Source organism: Nostoc sp. UIC 10630 (assembly GCF_010747425.1).
GTDB lineage: Bacteria > Cyanobacteriota > Cyanobacteriia > Cyanobacteriales > Nostocaceae > Nostoc.
The window spans coordinates 1-22068 of record NZ_JAAGOG010000144.1; the positions used below are offsets into that span (position 1 = coordinate 1).

Annotated in this window: 19 protein-coding genes, 1 tRNA gene and 1 pseudogene; 15 read left to right on the top strand and 6 right to left on the bottom strand. The window is 41.7% G+C overall.

Annotated elements, in window-relative coordinates; all coding sequences use genetic code 11:
• Nucleotides 1-138: 138 nt before the first annotated feature.
• Nucleotides 139-1218 (bottom strand): class II fructose-bisphosphate aldolase, encoded by a 1080-nt coding sequence (fba, locus tag G1O98_RS26580; protein ID WP_100898838.1) that lies wholly within the window; start codon nucleotides 1216-1218, stop codon nucleotides 139-141.
• 442 nt (nucleotides 1219-1660) lie between these two features.
• Here fba and G1O98_RS26585 point away from each other — a divergent pair, with 442 nt between their 5' ends.
• From G1O98_RS26585 to G1O98_RS26595, 3 genes are read left to right on the top strand one after another with little or no spacing between them, the layout of a single operon-like run.
• On the top strand, nucleotides 1661-2362 hold the full coding sequence (locus tag G1O98_RS26585) for a TetR/AcrR family transcriptional regulator (RefSeq protein ID WP_243458548.1): 702 nt from the start codon (nucleotides 1661-1663) through the stop codon (nucleotides 2360-2362).
• Nucleotides 2363-2421: 59 nt separating this feature from the next.
• The gene (locus G1O98_RS26590) at nucleotides 2422-3354 is read left to right on the top strand and encodes an SDR family NAD(P)-dependent oxidoreductase (RefSeq protein WP_163934240.1); all 933 of its coding nucleotides are present in this window, start codon (nucleotides 2422-2424) and stop codon (nucleotides 3352-3354) included.
• The gene (locus G1O98_RS26595; protein WP_163934242.1) at nucleotides 3351-3536 is read left to right on the top strand and encodes a hypothetical protein; all 186 of its coding nucleotides are present in this window, start codon (nucleotides 3351-3353) and stop codon (nucleotides 3534-3536) included. Before G1O98_RS26590 ends, G1O98_RS26595 begins: the two co-directional genes overlap by 4 nt.
• A 104-nt stretch (nucleotides 3537-3640) precedes the next feature.
• On the opposite strand, the gene G1O98_RS26600 is transcribed toward G1O98_RS26595, so the two are convergent.
• The 3 genes from G1O98_RS26600 to pdhA form a co-directional block, all read right to left on the bottom strand.
• Nucleotides 3641-3712: transfer RNA gene (locus G1O98_RS26600), tRNA-Lys, on the bottom strand.
• Nucleotides 3713-3773: 61 nt separating this feature from the next.
• Nucleotides 3774-4643 (bottom strand): aldose epimerase, encoded by an 870-nt coding sequence (locus tag G1O98_RS26605; RefSeq protein WP_163934244.1) that lies wholly within the window; start codon nucleotides 4641-4643, stop codon nucleotides 3774-3776.
• A gap of 100 nt (nucleotides 4644-4743) precedes the next feature.
• Nucleotides 4744-5778 carry a pyruvate dehydrogenase (acetyl-transferring) E1 component subunit alpha gene (pdhA, locus tag G1O98_RS26610; RefSeq protein WP_114080372.1) on the bottom strand — a complete coding sequence of 345 codons (1035 nt, stop codon included), beginning with the start codon at nucleotides 5776-5778 and terminating at the stop codon, nucleotides 4744-4746.
• A gap of 768 nt (nucleotides 5779-6546) precedes the next feature.
• Between pdhA and G1O98_RS26615 the strand changes: the two genes are divergently transcribed.
• Nucleotides 6547-8853, top strand: a complete 2307-nt coding sequence (locus G1O98_RS26615) for an IMS domain-containing protein (RefSeq protein ID WP_163934246.1) — start codon at nucleotides 6547-6549, stop codon at nucleotides 8851-8853.
• Nucleotides 8854-9318: 465 nt separating this feature from the next.
• Here G1O98_RS26615 and G1O98_RS26620 read toward each other — a convergent pair whose 3' ends face one another.
• Nucleotides 9319-9528 (bottom strand): hypothetical protein, encoded by a 210-nt coding sequence (locus G1O98_RS26620; RefSeq protein WP_163934248.1) that lies wholly within the window; start codon nucleotides 9526-9528, stop codon nucleotides 9319-9321.
• Between the two features lie 201 nt (nucleotides 9529-9729).
• Here G1O98_RS26620 and G1O98_RS26625 point away from each other — a divergent pair, with 201 nt between their 5' ends.
• The 4 genes from G1O98_RS26625 (at nucleotide 9730) to G1O98_RS26640 (ending at nucleotide 15093) form a co-directional block, all read left to right on the top strand.
• Nucleotides 9730-10467: a phycocyanobilin:ferredoxin oxidoreductase gene (locus G1O98_RS26625; RefSeq protein WP_163934250.1), complete on the top strand. Its 738-nt coding sequence runs from the start codon at nucleotides 9730-9732 to the stop codon at nucleotides 10465-10467.
• Between the two features lie 989 nt (nucleotides 10468-11456).
• Nucleotides 11457-12881, top strand: a complete 1425-nt coding sequence (locus G1O98_RS26630; RefSeq protein WP_163934252.1) for an HlyD family efflux transporter periplasmic adaptor subunit — start codon at nucleotides 11457-11459, stop codon at nucleotides 12879-12881.
• A gap of 249 nt (nucleotides 12882-13130) precedes the next feature.
• Complete coding sequence (gene devC / locus G1O98_RS26635; protein WP_163934253.1) at nucleotides 13131-14285, top strand: ABC transporter permease DevC; 1155 nt, start codon at nucleotides 13131-13133, stop codon at nucleotides 14283-14285.
• 103 nt (nucleotides 14286-14388) lie between these two features.
• The gene (locus G1O98_RS26640; protein WP_012411823.1) at nucleotides 14389-15093 is read left to right on the top strand and encodes a DevA family ABC transporter ATP-binding protein; all 705 of its coding nucleotides are present in this window, start codon (nucleotides 14389-14391) and stop codon (nucleotides 15091-15093) included.
• Nucleotides 15094-15145: 52 nt separating this feature from the next.
• On the opposite strand, the gene G1O98_RS26645 is transcribed toward G1O98_RS26640, so the two are convergent.
• Entirely contained in the window at nucleotides 15146-15964 is an 819-nt protein-coding gene (locus tag G1O98_RS26645; RefSeq protein WP_163934274.1) for a hypothetical protein, read from the bottom strand.
• A gap of 105 nt (nucleotides 15965-16069) precedes the next feature.
• On the opposite strand from G1O98_RS26645, the gene G1O98_RS26650 reads away from it, so the two are divergent.
• The 7 genes and pseudogenes from G1O98_RS26650 to G1O98_RS26680 form a co-directional block, all read left to right on the top strand.
• Nucleotides 16070-16867, top strand: a complete 798-nt coding sequence (locus G1O98_RS26650; RefSeq protein WP_163934255.1) for an HAD family hydrolase — start codon at nucleotides 16070-16072, stop codon at nucleotides 16865-16867.
• Between the two features lie 50 nt (nucleotides 16868-16917).
• Entirely contained in the window at nucleotides 16918-17679 is a 762-nt protein-coding gene (locus tag G1O98_RS26655; protein WP_163934257.1) for a Uma2 family endonuclease, read from the top strand.
• A 407-nt stretch (nucleotides 17680-18086) separates the two neighbouring features.
• Complete coding sequence (locus tag G1O98_RS26660) at nucleotides 18087-18245, top strand: hypothetical protein (protein ID WP_163934259.1); 159 nt, start codon at nucleotides 18087-18089, stop codon at nucleotides 18243-18245.
• Between the two features lie 238 nt (nucleotides 18246-18483).
• Nucleotides 18484-19278, top strand: a complete 795-nt coding sequence (rpsB, locus tag G1O98_RS26665) for a 30S ribosomal protein S2 (RefSeq protein ID WP_163934263.1) — start codon at nucleotides 18484-18486, stop codon at nucleotides 19276-19278.
• Nucleotides 19279-19491: 213 nt separating this feature from the next.
• Nucleotides 19492-20436 carry a translation elongation factor Ts gene (tsf, locus tag G1O98_RS26670; RefSeq protein ID WP_163934266.1) on the top strand — a complete coding sequence of 315 codons (945 nt, stop codon included), beginning with the start codon at nucleotides 19492-19494 and terminating at the stop codon, nucleotides 20434-20436.
• Nucleotides 20437-20785: 349 nt separating this feature from the next.
• Nucleotides 20786-21631, top strand: coding sequence for a hypothetical protein (locus G1O98_RS26675; protein WP_163934268.1), 846 nt, complete (start codon nucleotides 20786-20788; stop codon nucleotides 21629-21631).
• 60 nt (nucleotides 21632-21691) lie between these two features.
• Nucleotides 21692-22068 (top strand): annotated as a pseudogene (locus tag G1O98_RS26680) (hypothetical protein); the annotation flags it as partial.

The following is a 22068-nucleotide window of genomic DNA, read 5'->3' on the forward strand; positions in this document are numbered from 1 at the left end:
CCCCATTCCCCATTCCCCATCCCCAACCCTTACAAATAAAATAAAAAACCGGGTAAATACCCGGTTTGTGTCAATATTAGAATCTTCAATTTTTTAGGAGCATAGCAGTACTATGCACCTATTTATTGGTAATCAGAATTAAACTTTAGCAGCAGCTTTGGTGACAACGTTTAGTTCACCTTTAGCATACTTAGCAGCAAAATCTTCCAAAGAAATTTGCTTAATCTTGCTTGCATTGCCAGCTGTGCCAAATTGTTGATAGCGTTCAGCACAAACCTTTTGCATGTATGTAATAGAAGGCTTGAGGAAGTGACGGGGGTCAAACTCCTCTGGTTTTTTAGCCAAAGCTTCACGTACAGCAGCAGTAATTGCCAAACGGTTATCGGTGTCGATATTTACTTTACGTACACCACTCTTGATACCTTTTTGGATTTCTTCTACAGGTACACCGTAGGTTTCAGGAATTGCACCACCATACTGGTTAATCAGTGCAAGTAAATCTTCAGGTACAGAGGATGAACCGTGCATTACCAAGTGGGTGTTAGGCAGACGGCGGTGAATTTCTTCAATGCGGCTGATGGCCAAAATTTCACCAGTCGGCTTGCGGGTAAATTTGTAAGCACCGTGGCTTGTGCCAATGGCAACAGCCAAAGCATCTACTTGGGTTGCTTCTACGAAGTCAACAGCTTCATCGGGATCGGTTAGCAGTTGTGAGTGGTCGAGTGTACCTTCAAACCCGTGACCATCTTCAGCTTCACCAGCACCAGTTTCTAGAGAACCCAAACAACCGAGTTCACCTTCAACACTGACACCCAAAGCATGAGCTACATTTACAACTTCGCGGGTAACATTGACGTTGTACTCGAAGCTAGCAGGAGTTTTAGCATCAGCTTCTAAAGAACCATCCATCATCACGCTGGTGAAGTTGTTCTTAATTGCTGAGTAGCAGGTAGCAGGAGCATTCCCATGATCTTGGTGCATGACAATGGGAATGTGAGGATAGGTTTCTACCGCAGCCAAAATCAGGTGGCGGAGGAAGTTTTCGCCAGCATAATTACGAGCGCCGCGTGAAGCTTGTAAAATGACGGGGCTATCTGTCTCTACAGCAGCCTTCAGGATTGCCTGAATCTGCTCCAAATTGTTAACGTTGAAAGCTGGGATGCCGTAACCGTTTTCAGCTGCGTGATCCAACAGCAGCCGCAGTGGTACAAGCGCCATAGATAGTCCTCCTAATGTGGTTGTCAGCTAGTCGGTCTGAGAGAAGCGTATTTATTACGCTAAATCTTAAGAGTTTTTTCAACTTATAGGAAATTATAACTAGTGTCGTGTATCTATGTTGAAAAAGTTTATGCCATCGTTACTATAACTATGTTCTATACTCCTGTACTATGAACCATCGTTGCTCTGTATCGCTGTAGATTTAGTTACCCTACAGCTAGTAGCTCTGGTAGCCTAGTATCCCAAATGGTCATCTCAAAGCGATCGCTTCAACTTAAACACACTAACTTCTGACAAATGCTCTCAGGGTGTTTTTCCCTAACTATTGGATTTGGGGTCAAACCATGCATAGTTTACATAAATTAACGTGAGTCTCCAACGGATACTCACATTAAATATAGCGTAGCTTGTTTCCGCGTTCGCGTAGCGTCCCGTAGGAAAGTTGTATTTCGCCTGCGGTTCCATCGAGCGAAGTCGAGATGCTCAGTACAAGTTTGTTACCACCGCAGGTATCGCTATCATCAAAATTATTCACTGGACGATAACCGAATGTTCGTTTATTATAAAAATTATGAGGCACAAAGACGACAAAAAAAATCAAGCAATCTGTGATGCGGCAATCGAACTGATTACTGCAAATGGTTTTGCTGATACTTCGATGTCGAAAATTGCAAAAACAGCGAATGTTTCGCCCGCGACAATATATGTCTATTTTGAAAACAAGGAAAACCTTCTCAATAAAATATATTTGTTCGTAAAGCAGGAAATGAGTGCAGAAATTTTGAAAGGTGTTAACCAGAACCTATCTGTAGAGAAAGCCTTTAAAATGATCTGGAATAATTATTATCAATACGCAATTAAAAATCCGGTCAGATTTGCTTTTACAGAGCAATTTGCTAATTCCCCTATGGTTGACCGCATTTGTAAAGATGAAAGTTCGAGCTATTTCAAGCCAATGTTAGATTTGTTCAATCGCGGTAAAGAGGAGAAAGTTTTTAAGGAAATTTCCCTGGAAATTTTTACCGCTTTTACCTTTGCACCTCTGACTGGATTGATTAAAGAGCATTTTAGTGGTGCTTTGATTTTGGATGAAAAAATGTTAGAAACCGCCTATAAAATTGCGTGGGACGCAGTAACGAATTAATTCTTTTTTTTGGGAATTAATTAAATGAACGTTCGATTAATTAAATAGGAGTAAATAAAATGAAAAATGAAAAATGGAACGCGGAAAATATTCTAAGTCAAAAAGGAAGAGTAGCAATTGTAACGGGTTCAAGCAGTGGTATCGGTTATGAGACGGCGAAGGTTTTAGCTAATAAACAAGCGTCTGTAATTATTGCGGTTCGCAATTTGGACAAAGGAAACAAGGCATTGGCAAAAATTCTTCAACAGAATAAAGATGCCGACGTAAAGGTAATGGAACTTGATTTGGCGAATTTAGCATCAGTTAAAAATTTCGCTGAAAACTTTCAGAAAAATTATGTGCGTCTGGATTTACTGATTAATAATGCAGGTGTGATGATTCCACCGTATTCAAAAACGACGGACGGTTTTGAATTGCAGTTCGGCACTAATCATCTCGGACATTTTGCTTTGACAGGACAGCTTTTGGAACGTTTGATTGACACCGAAGGCTCACGAATTGTCAATGTTTCGAGCGGCGCACATAGTATAGGCAAAATAGATTTCGATGATTTGAATTGGGAAAAGAGAAGTTATGCCAAATGGAAAGCCTACGGCGACAGCAAACTTGCCAACCTCTTGTTTACCTACGAACTCGACCGAAAGCTAAAAGATAACGGTATCGACACACTTGTAACCGCCTCGCATCCTGGCTGGACAGCAACCGAATTGCAGAGAACTGCGGGTGGCGTTGTGAAATATCTCAACGGCATCCTTGCTCAAGACATCACGATGGGCGCATTACCAACTCTGCGGGCGGCAACCGAAGCAGGCTTAAAAGGCGCAGAATATTTCGGCCCCAATGGGTTTATGGAGATGCGCGGCTATCCAATAAAAGTCGAATCAAACGAGTTATCCAAAGATCAAGCGATCGCTAAAAAACTATGGGAAGTATCAGAAAAACTCACCGATGTGAAATTTGAATTTAATAAAAAGGCCCATGCGAGCAAATGACCAAATTCACACATCTGCTAACTAACAGATTTGATAATGGGCGATCGCACTATAGCGATCGCTTAACCGAAAATTTGGGAGCATCCAGAGCGATCGCATTCACAAATAGGACTTTATGCAAAACCAAACGTTGTAGAGGCAAGGCGCTTTCCCGCAGGGTATCGCCCCTATCTGAAAATTAGGGTTTCGGCTATTATTTGCGTTAGTCCTAACAAATTTACTAATAATAAAACTCGCCTCTGCTTTTGATATAAAAGCAGAGGCGAGTGTTACTTAAACCTTTATATGGGTCGCCCGGGATTCGAACCCGGAACTAATCGGTTAAAAGCCGAGTACTCTACCGTTGAGTTAGCGACCCTTTCGCTGCATTTCGCAACTTTGCAATCATAGCATATACATCTGTAGATTTGTAAAGGGGTTTAGAAAAAATTAGCGGTCAACCTTACAGATGCTGTGTGGCTAGCTCCTGGTGCTAACACAGTCAGGTTATCACCAGTATTGAGAGAGTTACGGGTGGCACTCCACGGTTCTAGACAGTAGAATTCTTTGCCCTTGACTGTCCAAAATACCAGCCAGGTAGAGAAATCATCATAATCCAAGGTGAGTTTTAACTTCCGGCTACGATCTATCGCAGTGGCTGATTTACTCGTTAGCTGTCCAAAGGCAAAATCAATTTCGTCACGGCTAAAGTCAAAATTGCCATCAAAAGAGTGAAATTCCTTAGTTTGATTGTCTTGATACTGCTTTGAAGGAATTTCAACATCTAGCTGAGTTTTATCACCACATAAAAAGTAGGGATGGAAACCAGCCGAAAAGGGCATTGGTGTGGATGATAAGTTTTTATACTGCTGGCGGACTTCTAGGGTATTACCTTGAAGTTCGTAGGTGAAAGCCAGTTGAAAATCAAAAGGATAAACTGCCTTAGTTTGCTCATTGCTATCAAGAACAACAGTGAGACTAGCTTTATCTCCAGTTTCCTGTTCTGTTGCTTTCCACGGCAATTCACGGGCAAAACCGTGTTGTTTGAGAGTATATTTTTGCCCGTTGTGGATGTAAGTATTATCTGGGAGATTGCCACAAATAGGAAACAAAATTGGGTTCCCACCTCTAACACTCAAATCAGGATGAGTAAAGCGTTCAGTGTCTAAGTAGAAAATTTCTTGTCCTTGAATGCGCCAACGAGTGATGATACCACCGCGTTCAGGTACGACTTCCAATTGAGAACCAGCGGCTTCATCAGAAAGAATGTACGTCTTGTACTGTTGCTGTTGAACTGCAATGCTAAACACAAATTTTAGTCCTGAGTAAGGTGTAGTACTGAGTACATAGTGCTGAGTCCTGAGCAAAATAAAAAGTACTCAGCACTCAGCACTCATAACTCAGCACTGTTTATTCGTCTTCTGCAAACACGAAACGATATAACTCGCTGGGGTCTGGTTCGGGGCTGTTTTCGGCGAATTTAACTGCCTCGTCGATTACATCCTGAATTTTACGATCAATAGCTTTGATTTCTGCCTCATTCGCTAGATTTTGCTCCAGCAAATAAGCAGCCAGCTTCTTAATTGGGTCACGGGCAAACCAAAATTCTTTCTCAGCTTTGCTCCTCATTTCATCTGGGTCAGCCAAGGAGTGACCACGGAAGCGGTAGGTAAGCGCCTCAATTAATGTTGGGCCTTCACCTGCACGGGCACGGGCTACAGCTTCTTGAGCGACGGCTCGGACAGCTAGAACATCCATACCATCTACTTCCACGCCCACCATGTTAAAGGCACTGGCTTTTTTATAAATCTCTGGCTGGGAAGTTGCCCGCTCATGAGACATCCCAATAGCCCACTTATTATTTTCGACTACAAAAAGAATTGGCAGTTTCCATAGAGCTGCCATGTTTAGTGTCTCGAAAAACTGACCGTTGTTAGCTGCACCGTCGCCAAAAAAGCAAGCCGTAACTTGGTCAGCATTTTTATCTCCCAGCACTTCGCGGCGGTATTTGCTTTGAAAAGCCGCTCCAGCTGCTACAGGAATTCCCTCAGCCACAAAAGCATAGCCACCCAGCAACCGATGTTCCGCAGAAAACATGTGCATGGAACCACCGCGCCCTTTGCTGCAACCTGTGGCTTTGCCAAATAATTCTGCCATTACCTCTCTTGCTGGTACTCCCGCACTCAAAGCATGAACGTGGTCGCGGTAAGTACTACAAACGTAATCTTCACCCGGTCGCATTGACTGTACAACACCCGTACAAACAGCTTCTTGACCGTTGTACAAATGGACAAAACCAAACATTTTGCCCCTGTAGTACATTTCAGCGCACTTGTCTTCAAACAAGCGCCCTAAAACCATATCCTCATACAACCATAACCCTTCTTCTTTAGTAATTTGCGTAGTAGCAGGATTAAATGTGGGTAAAGTACGCTCTTGAACCATTATTTTTGAGTATCCCTGTTGTACAACTTAAAGTTACGGTCTTAAATAAGTTGGTCTGATAACACCTCGGCTTTTAACAGGCTAGCGTTTGTAAGACTCAACAATCAAACTTTATTTATGCACCAAAAAAGGGTCTTAGGGAATAGCTGAATTTTTAATTTTTGATTTTTAACTTTTCAGCCCATACCCCGTGAGGATTTGACTCTAACGACAATATATATCGCTTTGGGTTTTTCTCTCTCACTATTCCCCTTCATAGACTAGCAATCAAGATAGACAGCTTTCTGCATATCCATTAACAATTTAGAAAAAATGAAGCAAAAGTCCATATACCCAAATAGGTAATTGTAATTAAAGGTTAATTATGATATTATTTTTATTCTCCCGTTATCAGGGTCGAGTCCCCAATAGTAGTATTTTTGTTACTTCGTACTGGGAAAGTATCAAAAAAATCAATTATCAATAGATTCTTGCAACCACAACATTTATGCCGTGATTAAAAGCGGTAGTTGTGGTTTGTGCTATCGAAGGCTGATAATAGTTGTGTTAAACAAAAATACTAAGAATTAAGACAAACAATTGAGGCTTTCTGGGCGAAAGCAAAAAATTAGTACTAGAATGTGACTCAAAATTTCGGGAAGGTACAAAACAGGTTGTTGCAATATACACTTGTAGAGTAAATTCTATACGGCATTTTTATGGCACGGTTTTACAGACCTGGAAAGCTCTAGGTAAATTATGTTGATCACGGTGCAGGGGAAGTAGGCTGTGCGAATTCCGCTAGATTACTACCGAATTTTAGGACTACCGTTAGCGGCAAGTGAAGAACAATTGCGACAGGCATACAGCGATCGCATTGTACAATTGCCGCGACGTGAGTATTCTCAGGCAGCAATTTCTTCTCGTAAACAACTCATAGAAGAAGCTTACGTGGTTTTATCAGATCCAAAACAACGCAGTACCTACGATCAGCTTTATCTTGCCCACGCCTATGACCCTGATAACCTTGCTGCTGCCGCAGTAGCACAGGAAAATCGTACAGAAAGCACCAAAAGGGGTAGTGATACCCAGAGTCTTGGTATCGAAATTACCCAAGACGAATTAGTTGGCGCTTTATTAATTTTGCAAGAGTTGGGGGAATACGAACTTGTACTAAAACTAGGTCGTCCGTACCTGGTAAATAAAAATAGTGCTACAAGTGCAAGAAAGAGCAATAACTTAGCAGACGAAGAAATTTATGAAAGTGCTGAACACCCAGATGTCGTTCTTACTGTTGCTCTTGCTTGCCTAGAATTAGGTCGGGAACAATGGCAGCAAGGTCACTACGAAAATGCCGCCATATCCCTAGAAACTGGTCAAGAACTGCTAGTACGGGAAGGTTTGTTCTCCAGCATTCAGGCAGAAATTCAGGCTGATCTTTACAAATTGCGGCCATATCGAATTTTGGAGTTGCTTGCATTACCTCAAGAAAAGACTGCCGAACGAAGCCAAGGCTTAGAATTATTGCAAAATCTCTTAGAAGATCGTGGCGGGATTGATGGCACGAACAATGATGAATCGGGTTTAAACATAGATGACTTTCTGCGATTTATCCAGCAGTTACGCAACCACTTAACAGTTGCAGAACAGCACAAGTTATTTGAAGCTCAAAGCAAACGTTCTTCTGCTGTTGCCACTTACTTAGCTGTTTATGCCTTGATAGCGCGAGGATTTGCTCAACGGCAACCTGCTTTAATTCGTCAAGCAAGACAAATGCTCGTGCGTCTGGGCAAGCGCCAAGATGTACATTTAGAACAATCGCTATGTGCCTTACTTTTGGGACAAACTGAAGAAGCAACTCGGGTTTTAGAACTTAGTCAGGAGTACGAAGCTTTAGCTTTTATTCGGGAAAAATCTCAGGACTCTCCAGATTTGTTACCGGGTCTGTGTTTATATGCAGAACAGTGGCTGCAACACGAAGTCTTTCCCCATTTTCGAGATTTAGCAAACCAGCAAGCTTTTTTAAAAGATTATTTTGCTAACCAACAGGTACAAGCTTATTTAGAAGCACTGCCAACTGATGCCGAAACAACTAATGAATGGGCTGTAATTAACCCCCAGTATTTTCCCCAGACCAAGGCAAAGAATACTCATTTTCATAACAATTCAACTAAGAGTCCAGCGTCATTTAATCACAGCAGAGTACCTAACCCAGATTTGCCAGAAACACCAACAAAAGAAACGTCTGAATATCCAAACTTTTCACCACAGATGTGGAGTTCATCTGGAAGTATAAAATCAGAGGTTCCTGCTGCTGAACGGATGAGCAGAGGCACTAATCAGCATTTGAACGGTTCAGGTAAGAGTGCTGCATCTGGCCATAACCAAAAGCGTAGGCGGAGAAAACCCACTCCATCTGCTAGCCGAGAGCGTATACCAGATAATCGTCCTCATTCTCGTCGTCCCCGACGGCGGCGAACTTTTGCGAACACCATAGAAGGTAAAACACGGCTGGTATGGAGAGTGTTTATTTCTTTGGTGAGCATATTAGTTTTCTGGGTATTAGCTACAACAACTTTTGGATGGTTAAAAAATCTGTTTTTTCCTCAACCTTCTCCGCCGGATCTACAGTTGTTTGTACAAATAAACCAACCACCGCTACCTATTCCCGATCCAAATAGAAAACCAGAATTAGAAGAAGGCCCTTTAACAAGTGCAGAGGCAGAAAAAGTTATTTACACTTGGTTATCTACCAAAGCCGCAGCTTTAGGGTCAAATCATGAGATTAATAATTTAGAGCAAATTTTAACTGGTTCAGCTTTATCTCAATGGCGACTGATTGCTCAACAGAATAGGTTAGACAATCGCTACCGCAAGTTCGACCATAGTTTGAAGATAGAAGCTGTTGAGAAAATTGGTTTATTTGCAGATCGTGCCGCAGTAGAAGCTACGGTCAATGAAGTGACGCAGTTATATGAAAATGGTCAGTTTAAAAACTCTTCTAATGATAAATTGAGAGTTCGGTATGATTTGATTCGAGAACGAGGTAAATGGCGTATTCAGAGTACATCTGTTGTGAATCAATTCACCAGATAATTTGGAATTTTTCGGCAATTATCTGTACCAAGCTGTATCATTCAATTTAATTAGAAAATATTTTTTTCATAGTTATCACTGAGATAATCCTATAGGAATCCGATTTGATTTATGAAAAAAATTAGGTATTGTAGTAGCGTGTCAAGGCTAAAATAGTGTATTAGACGTAGTAGCGCGGCAAGCTTAATTTATTGGGTTGAGTAATTCTGTTAATGATTAAATTTTGATTTTTGTGAGTTTTTTAAACCCAACATTTTAAGCATGTCACGCTAGTAGGTTGGGTGAAGTGGAGCGTAACCCAACATATATCAGAATGTTGGATTACGCAAAGCCTCCAACGCCACTTGCTACAACGCGGGGAACCCGTGCAACGCAGTGGCTCCCCAACCTACAATTTTTTTGCAACATTTTAGCCTTGCCACTTCAGTATATTTTCAAACATTAAATAGTAAAACTACTTTATGATTAGTAGCAAAAATGTCTAATATTGAGTATCGCCTCCCCATGATCTGGAATCCAGGCTAGCCACTCATCTGCTGAAACCGGACATAATAAAAGTGCTTCGTCAAAACTAAAGGGGTTAGGAAGTTGCAAAAGTTTTACCCAATTTAAATCATCCAGATTCTGCCTTCTTGGTTGCACAGCAAAATCTGGTCTACGAGAATCTAGTTTCATAGCTTTCTATTAGCCTTCACAAGTGGGCTAATCTAAAATTATTTCTGTAACCTAGACTACAAAATAAATAATCTTTGTGAAAAGCATCTGTCGTATAACTTTACGTTGGCTGTGTGGAACTGTTTGCTTATATTGCAGACCACACAGGTGTGGCACGACAGGTTGTAGACTGGGCATTAGATTCGCATTCCCAACTAGCTTATGTCATTTACTTCTATGCCCTCGCTGCGTGAGCAACAACATCCCCTAATTCGTCAGCTAGCTGATTGTATTGAGGCAGCTTGGCATCAGCACCTGGATCTATCGCCCTACCATTTGCCTGATGAGTTGGGGTATGTGGAAGGTAGACTAGAAGGCGAAAAACTGACGATTGAAAATCGGTGCTATCAAACGCCCCAGTTTCGGAAGATGCACTTGGAACTGGCAAAAATCGGAAATATGCTGGATATTTTGCACTGCGTTATGTTTCCCCGTCCAGAATACAACCTGCCGATGTTTGGTTGCGATTTAGTTGGGGGTAGAGGTCAAATTAGTGCAGCGATCGCAGACCTTTCCCCTATCCAATTAGAGCGCACTTTACCAGAATCTTATACTACTGAACTGGCACAGCTACCAGTGCTTAACTTTTCCCAACCCCGTGAATTACCAGAATGGGGAAATATTTTTTCGGATTTTTGCATCTTTGTGCGTCCCGGTTCCCCAGAAGAAGAAGCAATGTTTCTATCGCGTGTGCGAGAATTTTTAGACATTCATTGTATGCAAGCGATCGCCTCACATCCTGTTTCAGTCGAACAAGTTACACAAAATCTCGCTGGACAACACAACTACTGCACCAAACAGCAGCAAAACGATAAAACCCGCCGCGTACTAGAAAAAGCCTTTGGTCCAGTTTGGGCAGAAAATTATATGACCACAGTTTTATTCGACCTTCCAACTTAATCATTCCCCCATCTCCCCATCTGTAGGCTCTGTTACGTTTTCGCGTCACAGATAAATGTAGAATTCATTCAACGAGAGTTTAATGGAGTCCCAAAACGCCAACAGGGAGAGTAGTCAGGTCTTTGAAGCAAATATCACAAAATGGTTGGTTGTCTTGGCAGGTGCAAGCAACTAGAGACAGCTAACTCATTGACCAGAAAGTTAAGGAAACTCTGATGTTAGGAATGCTCAAGTTGATAGATATTTTTTAGTTAGTTAATCATTCATTCACTTAAGGAAGACTAACTTTTGTAGCAAGATTGTATCCAAACAAGGCAACAGTCTATTTTTGTCAATTTTGTGACAACTGTAGCCGTAGTTGATGTAGCAGTACAGTATCGCATCATACCATTTTGGGATTTTGTGTAGAGACATGATATATCGCGTCTCTATATCTAGGCTTGTTAATTCTGCTAATTTCCATTGCACTCATGTCTCAATAATACTCAGAGTTATTGAATAGCCAGCTACTATAGCGCTTCTCGGTTTCAATACAGACCTAATCCCAAGTAAGTAAGCAAACTTCCATTCTTCTCTCCTAAAAAGCAAGAGGAATGGAAGTGAGGTCAATGTATTGCATACATAGACGCATAGCGGCTACCCGTAACAATACTGCTCGGTTAAAGGGGAAAGGAGTGGAAGGCTCGATATATAAAGTCCCTTTCCCCCAAAACCCGACAAGTATTGCTAACCGTAGGGTACGAGCGTAGACGCATTAGCGACGTTCGCGTAGCGTCTCGCAGAGAACGAGCGTCAGCGTCTTGTCGTAAGACATCGCTATAGAAAACACCATTTTGCAAAACCATAGTGTTGAGCGTTCATCACGCAATGGATTTTAAGCCATACCCAGCTTTAAAGCACTGTTGTTTGTCCTAAGCAGCTGGCTGTTGATTAAAAACCCTTTTATTTTTACTTCCATCAGCACAATTCAGGTAAACGGGCAACATACTATGTCAAGGGTGACTGAAAAGCCAAAGCCAAGTGAGCAGGCACTTAATCAAGAACAACCTAAGATTTGGTGGGGTATCGCTGTAGCTGTGCCAATAGTAATCGCGGCTGGGATACTAGGTACAGCTAAAATCGAGCAGCTGAGAAAACTCACTACATCTGTACCCGTAATGCCATCTACCAATAGCATTAGTGCTGTAGGGCGTTTGGAACCGCGAGGCGAAGTTGTTAAATTGTCCGCCCCATCATCAGGATTATCGCCATCGTCACGAATTCAGCAACTTCTGGTGAGAGAGGGTGAACAAGTAAAGCAAGGCCAAATTTTGGCAATTTTGGACAACCGCGATACCCAAATAGCCGGACTAGAAGAGGCGAAAGCCAAAGTGCAAGAAGCCCGTGCGAATTTAGCGCAAGTTAGGGCTGGATCTCCAAGAGATATTCAAGCTCAAAGAGCAGTTGTTGCTCGCCTACAAGCGCAGTTTGTTGGGGAAAGGGATGCTCAACAAGCAACGATCGCCCGGATTGCAGCTCAGTTAAGTGGGGATAAACTTGTTCAGCAAGCAACTGTGAATCGTTTAGAAGCTGAACTCAGTGGACAAAGAGAAGCTCTCAGAGCAACGCTTACACGTATCCGAGCCGAACAGCGCAATGCCCAAGTCGATGCCGGACGCTATGATTTTTTATACCGAGAAGGTGCGATTTCTCAGCAAGAGCGCGATCGCAGACGCTTGAGTGCAGTAACTTCTAATCAACAGGTGGCTGAAAGCCAAGCTACCCTAAAGCAGACATTAGCAACCATACGACAGCAACTTGCCGAAGCTAGAGCTAACCAAATACAAAATTTAGCAACATTGCAACAGCAGCTAATCGAAGCGAAAGTTAACCGTGACAAAACTTTAGCAACTTTGCAAAGACAAATTGAGGAAGAAAAGGCCAAACTAAGCAGAATTTTAGATGTTAGTCCTACCGATGTGCAAGTAGCGCAAGCTCAAGTTAGTAATGCGATCGCAAATGTCAGAAAAGCCGAAGCACAACTAAGGTTAAGCTACGTTCAAGCACCAATTGCTGGAGAGATTTTAAAAGTTTACACCAAGTCAGGCGAAGCCATAGGTGCAAATGGCATTGCTGAAATTGGCCAAACTAGCCAAATGTATGTGATTGCTGAAGTAGCCGAAGACAGCATTGGTAAAGTGCAAATTGGTCAAAACGCCACTATCAGCAGCGATAATGGAGCATTTAGCGGCGAATTGAAGGGAACTGTCACTGAAATTGGCAGAAAAATTGGTAAAAAGGACGTGCTAAATACAGATCCAGCAGCAGATGTGGATGCCAGAGTTGTAGAAGTTAAAATTGCTTTGCCTCCAGAAGATAGCCAAAAAGTTTCTGGTTTAACTTACGCTAAAGTTGTTGTTGAAATTAACAACTAGTTAAGTTATGAATGAGCAGTAATCTCAATTTCCAATTTGATTCTTTGAATTGGAAATGTTCTTGGCTAGGCTGTTTTATCAACTTTAAACATTCTATAAATAATGCCTGATAAATTACAGCATTTTGTAATTAAGTAAGGCAGATAACCTAAACTTCAAAACCAGATATTAAAACTTGCTACATCTGGTTTCTGACTACTAAATTCTGAATTCTGCTGTAAATAATAGCTGTGCTTGGATACCTATAAAATGAATCAAAAAATACCTCTGTCGTGGCTACAACTGACAAGGGAAAAAACTCGCCTAGCTGTGGCTTTAGCAGGAATTTCTTTTGCTGATATTTTAATGTTTATGCAACTCGGCTTCCGAGATGCCTTATATTATAGTAACGTTCGATTTCATAACAGCTTGCAAGGTGATATTGTCTTAATTAATAGTCAATCTAGCGCTGTTTTGGCGATGAGGAGCTTTTCTCAAAGACGTTTATATAAAGCTTTAGAGTTACCCGCAGTACAATCAGTACATCCTATATATTTGGACTTTACAATCTGGAAAAATCCTATAACAGGCCGTCCTCGTAGTATTCTAATTTTTGGAATGAACCCAGAAACTAATATAGTTAACTTACCTGGTGTTCAAGAGAACTTAGATAAACTTAAACTCCCTGATGTAGTTTTATTTGACCGTTCTTCTCGGATAGAGTATGGGCCTATTGCTGCTAATTTTAGCCAAGGAAAGACTGTAACAGCAGAAGTACGAAGGCGGCGCATTAAAGTAGAGGGACTATTTACATTAGGTGCATCATTCGGTGCAGATGGTAATTTAATTACGAGTGATATTAACTTTCTACGAATATTCAGTAATCGTCAAAAAGGATTAATTGATATTGGGCTGATTAGATTAAAACCGGGAGCAGATGCTCAAGTTGTTGCTCAAGAACTACGACAATACTTACCTAAAGAGGTAAATGTTTTAACTAAGCAGGAGTTTATTGATTTTGAGCGGAATTATTGGGCAAACAGTACAGCTATTGGATTTATTTTCACATTAGGGACTGTCATGGGTTTCATTGTAGGAACTGTCATTGTTTATCAGATTCTTTATACAGAAGTTGCAGATCACTTAGCTGAATACGCTACTCTCAAAGCAATAGGCTATACACAAAATTATTTATTAACGGTAATTCTTCAAGAGGCTTTGCTATTAGCCATTTTAGGATATTTTCCTGGAATAGTTTTTGCTTTATTTATGTATCAAAGTGCTAGAGATGCAACACTTTTACCAGTTTTTATGAGTTTTGATCGTGCCGTAATGGTTTTGATTTTGACTATGCTGATGTGTATTATTTCCGGTGCGATCGCAGTCCGAAAATTACGTTCCGCAGATCCAGCAGACATCTTTTAATTAATTTAATATTAATTAAAATCAACAATTAATTCAATAGACCTTATAGTTAAAAATTAAGAAAACTTAATTTTTGAAAACCCAACTTACAGCTAACAGAAACATGATAGAAAAAGAACCTGTAATTGCCATTAAGAATCTCAATCATTACTATGGCAAAGGCGCATTGAGAAAACAGATATTATTTGATATTAACCTAGAAATTTATCCTGGTGAAATTGTAATTATGACCGGGCCATCAGGTTCCGGTAAAACCACATTACTGAGTTTAATTGGTGGTTTGCGGTCTGTACAAGAGGGAAGTTTAAAATTTTTAGGTGAAGAACTCGTTGGTGTCAGTCAAAACAAACTGGTACAAATGCGACGCAACATTGGATATATTTTTCAAGCTCACAATTTACTAGGGTTCTTGACTGCGAAGCAAAATGTGCAGATGGCGGTAGAGTTAAATGATAATATTTCTCAAACAGAAGCAATGGCTAAATCAAAAGCCATGCTGGGGTCTGTTGGTTTAGAAGAACGAGTTGATTACTACCCAGATAATCTTTCTGGTGGACAGAAACAAAGAATTGCGATCGCTCGCGCCTTAGTAAATCGTCCTCCACTGGTGCTAGCAGATGAACCAACAGCAGCATTAGACAAACAATCAGGACGCGATGTTGTGGAAATAATGCAGAGTCTAGCCAAAAATCAGGGAACCACCATCTTATTAGTGACACACGACAACCGCATTTTAGACATAGCCGATCGCATCGTAGAAATGGAAGATGGTCTTTTAACCCGTAATTCCTCAAATGCACCCATTTAGTCATTTGTCCTTTCTAAATGACCAATAACTAATGACCAATGATAGCCATAATTTATTGTCTAGCCGAGCCTGATTTTTTCATTCCAGGTTGGTTTGGCGGAGTTGGGGCATTTGGTTGGCGACTAGTACGAAAGGTCACATTCACACCTTCATTCGATTGCTCCAGAACCAGTAAAGGCGTGGGTTTAGCCTTTTGATCCCAATGCATAGTAGCAATCCGACCTTGAATTGTTGGTTGCCAACTATCTTCATCTTCTATAGGGCTTAAGTAAGTTTCTATACAGTCAATAATTTGACTAATAGTCGCAGAAGTTGCTTGCGTCGGTAACTTCATTAATCGGATTTGAATGCGAAACAGCACTCGCTTGGCAGAGTTCCCTGGGCTACCAGTCTCATACTCTACATCAAAAATTTCATCTACTTGCCGTCCAGCGCTATTAGCAATTCCGACTGATCCAAGTTGTGCTTGATTTGGCCGCAGAGCTTGAGTAACTTTTTCTTTGATCTGAATCTTCACTTGATTAAGGATTGCAAAATGAAACACTTCCTCTGACATCCGCATTCGCAGATAATCTAGGTTAAAGTCCCGTGAGTTTACCAAATCGGGATTAGTTTCCATTTTGCGAATTGTTTCCAGCGCCAGCTTAAACTTTTTCTCTAATTCTCGCGCGCGGAATTGTTCAAACTTAATTTTTTTCTCCAGCTTATCCATCTGGAGTTTACTATATACAATCAAAGCAATCACCACTAAAGCCAGTCCTCCAGAAGTTACCAACAATAACGTTGGTATTTGAGGATTACTTGCTGGCACTTCCTGGGATGCTTTTTTAGGCTTTCCTGGGGTTTGGGCAAGATACATCGAAGTGGGCATGGTTGGAAACTGAAAAACTTGACTCCTGATGTTTAGGATGCCCAAATCTTCAATGCCATCTTGCTGTATCATTAATATTTTTAACAGCTTTTTACAAAACCACGTATGTCCAGACACCAGAGCGTCCCTGTTCTGTCTGACGTTTCATCTACAAGCTTTAGCAATATTCGTCTGATAGCCACAGACATGGATGGCACGCTAACTAGACGAGGCAAATTTACTACCCCACTGCTACAAGCTTTAGAGGATTTAGCGGCAGTTGACATTAAGGTGCTGATTGTCACTGGACGTTCTGCTGGGTGGGTGAGTGGATTGAGTAGCCTGATGCCGGTGGCAGGTGCGATCGCAGAAAATGGTGGTTTGTACTTTCCACCGGGGAATCACAAACCAGTAGTATTAACACCTATTTCCGATTTAGCCAAACATCGCCAGCACTTGGCTACGACGTTTGAAAATTTACAAACTAAATTTCCTCAAATCCAAGAATCTGCTGAGAATCGCTTTCGCGTCACTGACTGGACTTTTGATGTAGCTGGTTTGAGTCAAGATGAACTACAAACCCTAGACAGTCTTTGTCAACAAATGGGTTGGGGATTTACCTATAGCAACGTGCAGTGTCACATAAAACCCCAAGGGCAAGATAAAGCTCTGGGATTGTTGCAGGTATTGCGCGAATATTTGCCCCAGTATTCACCAGAACAAATTGTTACTGTGGGCGATAGCCCCAATGACGAAAGTTTATTTGATCGGCGTTATTTTCCTGTTTCTGTAGGCGTGGCAAACGTTTTGGAATATATGAATCAGTTGAAATATCACCCTGCTTATATTACCAATGCTGCCGAAGGTGAAGGATTTTGTGAGTTATCTAGTTATATTTTGAAAAGCTTGCACATCCCAAGTTAGGGAGAAGTAAAGTTGTTCTACAATAATCTCGTAGCACTGATTTTACAACCATGACGGCTACTCTACCTGTTAGTGTCGAATCAGAAATCTTCTACCCCAGTGCTGATGGTCAACCAGTGGCAGAAACTTACGACCACCTTTATGCCTTGCTAACTACCTTAGAAGTCCTGCAACAGTATTTGGCAAATCGTCAGGCAACAGTATTGGGAAATCAATTTCTTTACTATGCACAAGGCTTTCCCAAGTTGCGGGTAGCCCCAGATGTGATGGTGATTTTTGATGTTGCACCCGGTGGTCGGGACAACTATAAAATCTGGGAAGAGGGTCAAGTACCCACAGTTATTTTTGAAATGACATCCTTTGGGACTAAGGGACAAGACGAAATCTTTAAAAAGACTCTCTATGAGCAGCTAGGTGTCAAGGAATACTGGTTATTTGACCCTAAAAGCGAGTGGGTGGAACAACAGTTACGTGGCTATCGCTTGCGGGGAGAAATCTACGAACCTATAGAGGATGGACGCAGTGAACCGTTACAACTGCGTTTGGTGGTTGAGGGAAGGTTAATTGGGTTTTATCGAGAAAATAACGGGGAAAAATTACTCATCTCAAATGAACTGGCAGAAGCTTTACGACAGGAAGTTTTAGCAAGACAGCAAGCAGAAGAACTGGTAGAACAGGAACGTCAACGAGCAGAACAGGAACGTCAACGAGCAGAACAGGAACGCCAACGAGCAGAACAGGCAGAATTGAAAATAGAACAGTTAAAGGCAAGGTTGCGATCGCTCAATGTAGACCCTGATATTATTCAGTAACATACAGGCTGTAAGTCCAGGAGTTGCTGTAGCTATATCCGCCGTAGATATTGCATCTATTTTTTACTGAGTAATAATAGTTTCATTGTAGTACCCTCAAACTTCATCATTACAACAGAAAATTAAGTTGTTCAAGATCATCTGCCAGGTTTTGCTTATATCTCAGCCCAATCCCAAGTAAACAATTTGTTACCTGTGTCGTTGCTATATTTATTACCGTAGAGAGAATACAATAGATGGGGTATACCACGTTTCAATCTCAGAAATCTCAACAGTAGTGATTTGATTGAGGCAACTGTTTTATACAGTCATTTTCAGAGGTTAGCGTTTTATTTACAACTTTCAATAGAAAGTCCAAGACCAATGTAAAGTCAAGAATTTATCTTTAAATACCGAGGTATTAAATTATGCAGGAAATTGAAAGATTCTTTAGCAACTTCTTCAGTGGCATAATCAACCGTTTTAAGTATTCTGCGATGGACGCTGCCGATCGCAAAATGAGAGAAACTATCGACGAGCAGGTAGAACAAAGACGACAAAAACCCAAGCCCAAGGATGAGGAATAACGCTAGTAGATAGGTTTTTTGGGCTAGTTTAACTAATTGGTAATTTCTGAGTTAAATAAAAGCATAGCGCTTCCTATTGTTGAGTGGGCAGCGCTTTTTATCGCCCTTACCAAACACTCTAGCGAATGTGCTAACCTAGTATGGTTAACTAATCTCGCACATCTGAGAATTCGGGTGTTTCCCAGATTGGGAAATGCACTTGGATGGAGGTTTAACCCGAATAGGAGTTAGAAAATATATGCCAGTAGTTTCATTGGCTCAAATGATGGAGTCAGGGGTTCACTTTGGGCATCAGACCCGGCGTTGGAACCCAAAAATGTCTCCTTACATTTATACTTCCCGCAATGGTGTGCATATTATCGACTTGGTGCAAACTGCCCAGTTGATGGATAATGCTTACAATTACATGCGATCGCACGCTGAACAAGGGAAGAAATTTCTTTTTGTTGGCACCAAGCGCCAAGCAGCTGGAATTATCGCCCAAGAAGCTAGCCGTTGTGGTTCCCACTACATTAACCAACGCTGGTTGGGCGGAATGTTGACCAACTGGGCAACCATCAAAACACGGGTTGACCGTTTGAAAGATTTAGAACGCCGTGAAGAAACTGGCGCACTAGATTTATTACCGAAAAAAGAAGCCTCAATGCTACGTCGGGAAATGACGAAGCTTCAGAAATATTTAGGCGGCATTAAAACAATGCGGAAAGTGCCCGATATCGTGGTAATCGTAGACCAACGACGGGAATATAACGCAGTTCAAGAATGCCAAAAGCTGAATATTCCCATTGTGTCCATGTTGGATACAAACTGCGATCCAGATGTAGTAGATATCCCCATCCCAGCAAACGACGATGCTATCAGATCAATTAAGCTGATAGTCGGAAAATTGGCAGATGCCATTTATGAAGGTCGTCACGGTCAGCTAGATGCTGAAGATGATTACGAAGATTACGACGGTAGTGAGTATGACGATGACTACGAAGAAACCGAATATACTGATGCCGTAATTCCCGAAGAAGAAACAGAAGAATAGTGCTGTTAGCGGAAGCCCGTTAAGAGTGTTGAGTGCTGAGTAAGATAGAAAGACTCAGCAAATTTGATAGTGCTAAGTCTTGATTTTTGAAGTTGTTAAGTTGTGATTTGTCAATGAAGAATAAAATTGATGACTGAACACTCAAAACTCAGCACTCAGCACTAAATTAGGTGAGTGATTACAACTCGAGGTCAAGTTAGGAATTGAGGCAAAATGGCGGAAATATCTGCAAAACTCGTCCAAGAGCTACGCCAAAAAACTGGTGCCGGCATGATGGACTGCAAAAAGGCGCTGATAGAGACTGAAGGCAACGTAGAAGAAGCCGCAGACTGGCTACGGAAAAAGGGCATCTCTAAAGCGGGGGCAAAAAGCGATCGCATTGCGGCAGAAGGTCTAGTAGACACTTACATTCAGCCAGGTGGTCGAGTGGGTGTACTCATCGAAGTCAACTGCCAAACCGACTTTGTTGCTCGTAACGAGGCTTTTAAAGCTTTAGTTAAAAACCTGGCAAAGCAAGCAGCGACAGCTGATAGTGTTGAGTCTTTGCTGGCTCAACCCTATATTGAGAATGAAAGTGCGACTGTAGAAGAATCCATCAAGCAAACTATTGCCACCCTTGGTGAAAACATCCAAGTGCGCCGCTTTGTTAATTTTGCAATAGCAGAAGGCACACAAGGCGTAGTAGACAGCTACATTCACACTGGCGGTCGAGTTGGTGTATTAGTAGAACTGGGTTCCCAAACTGAGTCAGTGGCTGCTAACTCAGAGTTTCAAAGCTTGGCACGGAACACTGCAATGCAAGTTGCGGCTTGTCCAAATGTCGAGTATGTGAGCGTAGACCAAATCCCCCCCGAAGTTGCCCAAAAAGAAAAAGACATTGAAATGGGCAAGGATGATTTGGCGAACAAGCCAGAGAATATCAAAGAAAAGATTGTTCAGGGACGGATTGAAAAACGCCTGAAAGAATTGACTTTGATCGATCAGCCTTACATCCGCGATCAGAGTATTTCCGTCGAAGACCTTTTTAAGCAATCGAAGGCGCAATTAGGCGAAGATATTCAAGTGACTCGCTTTGTCCGCTATATATTGGGCGAAGGCATTGAGAAGCAAGAAATTAGCTTTGCTGATGAAGTCGCTGCACAAATGGGCGGTAAATAATATTATTGGTCATTGGTCATTGGTGAGCCAGTGCGGTCTTCTCCCAAAGGGAGAGGCTAGCGCCTTCGCGGAGCGTCTCGTAGAGAAGGGGGTTTCCCCCATGAGCAACTGGTGTTCGCCTTAGGCGTGCCGGAGGCATCACCCGAAGGGTCATTCACAAATGACAAAGGACAAATGACAAATGACTCTTTACCAAACAGGTCAAGCAAATAGCCTGACCTGTGTTTTTTTAGCAGAGACGCGAAATATCTCACTTAATTTAAAATCTAAACTTCTTTGGGAAGTTATTATAAAATAAATTCGTACATTTGTACTATGTAATAGTTCACATGGACAAGAACGAAAAGATATGGCAAGAGCAATCGAGCGAATTGAACGGGATATTGCAGCATTAAAAGAAGCGATTCGGGCGATCGCAGTAGAACTACAAACCGCTTATGCTAGTTATCTAAATACCTTGGGGCTAGCTGTACGAAAACAGTTGATCCTGGCGAGCTATCACCTTTGTACACAGGGGTATCCCGAAAACTTTCTGCATTTGTCATTGAATCAGCGCCAGCAATTGCAACAAGCTATCCGCAAGTTGGGGCAAGTAGCAGCCGAACAATTGCTCACTTCTATTAAAAGTCAGGAAGTTGGGTTAGATAAAGAAGATGAAGAAGATGAAGATGAGGAGAATAAGGAAGTAACATCTTCTGAACTTCTGGACACCTCGAATTCTCAGTCTCTCACCGCCGACACCTCTAATCCTATAGAACTAGTAAAATGGCAACAGAACTTAGAAGAAGTAACGCAAGATATACTGAAAAAACTTTCGCATGATGCTAATGTTTTAATACAAAAATCTGGAGTATTACCTAAAAAATTACCAGAACCGATTTTAGCAGCTGCGGCTGCGGCTGCATCAGAAGCATCGGCTGAGGTCATGCCAGGGCCACCCAACTTATTAAACTTAGTAATTGAAATTGAAAATGAGCAGCAGTCAGAAGATTCTGGGCTGACGCAAATTATGGCTATTAACCTGCGGCTAGGAGAAATTGAATTTGCTGATGTGGCACTCTCCTCTGAACGCAGGCAAATCCGCAGTATTTTAGTTCAGCTAAACAAGCTAGGACGAGAGTATCAAAAGAAACATCGAGAGAGAGCGATCGCTGAAGCTGAAGCTGCATGGCGTGCTAGTTGGTTTGAAGATTAGTCATTTGTCCAGAGTCAAATGACCAATGACCAATGACTAATGACTAATGACTAATGACCAATGACTAATGAAAAACCAGATTGGATACGATTGCACAAAGCCTTGGCAATAGAAGCCGAACGGGGCTTTACAGACTTAGTGGGCAGAGAATATCGCTTCAGTGAATTTTTAAGCCTGACTTTGGGCAAATTCCCAACAGGCTTACCCCAAACTGAACGACGCCGTTGGCAAGGACTAGCAGTGCAATTTGCTAGTTATCCACATCTAGCGCTGGAAGAAAGACAACATTTAGTAGCAGAAACTCGTAGATATCTATCACAACTACAGCAAGATGAACAGGGGGACGCTTGCCGTCTTCCCCCTGTTCATCTTGCGGTAGTTGTGATAGATATCTACGAGGGTCTGCTACTAAATGTTGTCTGTCTTCCAGCGCTAGA

Coding starts and splice junctions, on each gene's coding strand:
- G1O98_RS26675 (WP_163934268.1), top strand. CDS start 20,786: ATGGCAAGAGCAATCGAGCGAATTGAACGGGATATTGCAGCATTAAAA.
- G1O98_RS26655 (WP_163934257.1), top strand. CDS start 16,918: ATGACGGCTACTCTACCTGTTAGTGTCGAATCAGAAATCTTCTACCCC.
- tsf (WP_163934266.1), top strand. CDS start 19,492: ATGGCGGAAATATCTGCAAAACTCGTCCAAGAGCTACGCCAAAAAACT.
- G1O98_RS26660 (WP_163934259.1), top strand. CDS start 18,087: ATGCAGGAAATTGAAAGATTCTTTAGCAACTTCTTCAGTGGCATAATC.
- G1O98_RS26595 (WP_163934242.1), top strand. CDS start 3,351: ATGACCAAATTCACACATCTGCTAACTAACAGATTTGATAATGGGCGA.
- rpsB (WP_163934263.1), top strand. CDS start 18,484: ATGCCAGTAGTTTCATTGGCTCAAATGATGGAGTCAGGGGTTCACTTT.
- G1O98_RS26640 (WP_012411823.1), top strand. CDS start 14,389: ATGATAGAAAAAGAACCTGTAATTGCCATTAAGAATCTCAATCATTAC.
- fba (WP_100898838.1), bottom strand. CDS start 1,218: ATGGCGCTTGTACCACTGCGGCTGCTGTTGGATCACGCAGCTGAAAAC.
- G1O98_RS26590 (WP_163934240.1), top strand. CDS start 2,422: ATGAAAAATGAAAAATGGAACGCGGAAAATATTCTAAGTCAAAAAGGA.
- G1O98_RS26620 (WP_163934248.1), bottom strand. CDS start 9,528: ATGAAACTAGATTCTCGTAGACCAGATTTTGCTGTGCAACCAAGAAGG.
- devC (WP_163934253.1), top strand. CDS start 13,131: ATGAATCAAAAAATACCTCTGTCGTGGCTACAACTGACAAGGGAAAAA.
- G1O98_RS26625 (WP_163934250.1), top strand. CDS start 9,730: ATGTCATTTACTTCTATGCCCTCGCTGCGTGAGCAACAACATCCCCTA.
- G1O98_RS26650 (WP_163934255.1), top strand. CDS start 16,070: ATGTCCAGACACCAGAGCGTCCCTGTTCTGTCTGACGTTTCATCTACA.
- G1O98_RS26630 (WP_163934252.1), top strand. CDS start 11,457: ATGTCAAGGGTGACTGAAAAGCCAAAGCCAAGTGAGCAGGCACTTAAT.
- pdhA (WP_114080372.1), bottom strand. CDS start 5,778: ATGGTTCAAGAGCGTACTTTACCCACATTTAATCCTGCTACTACGCAA.
- G1O98_RS26645 (WP_163934274.1), bottom strand. CDS start 15,964: ATGCCCACTTCGATGTATCTTGCCCAAACCCCAGGAAAGCCTAAAAAA.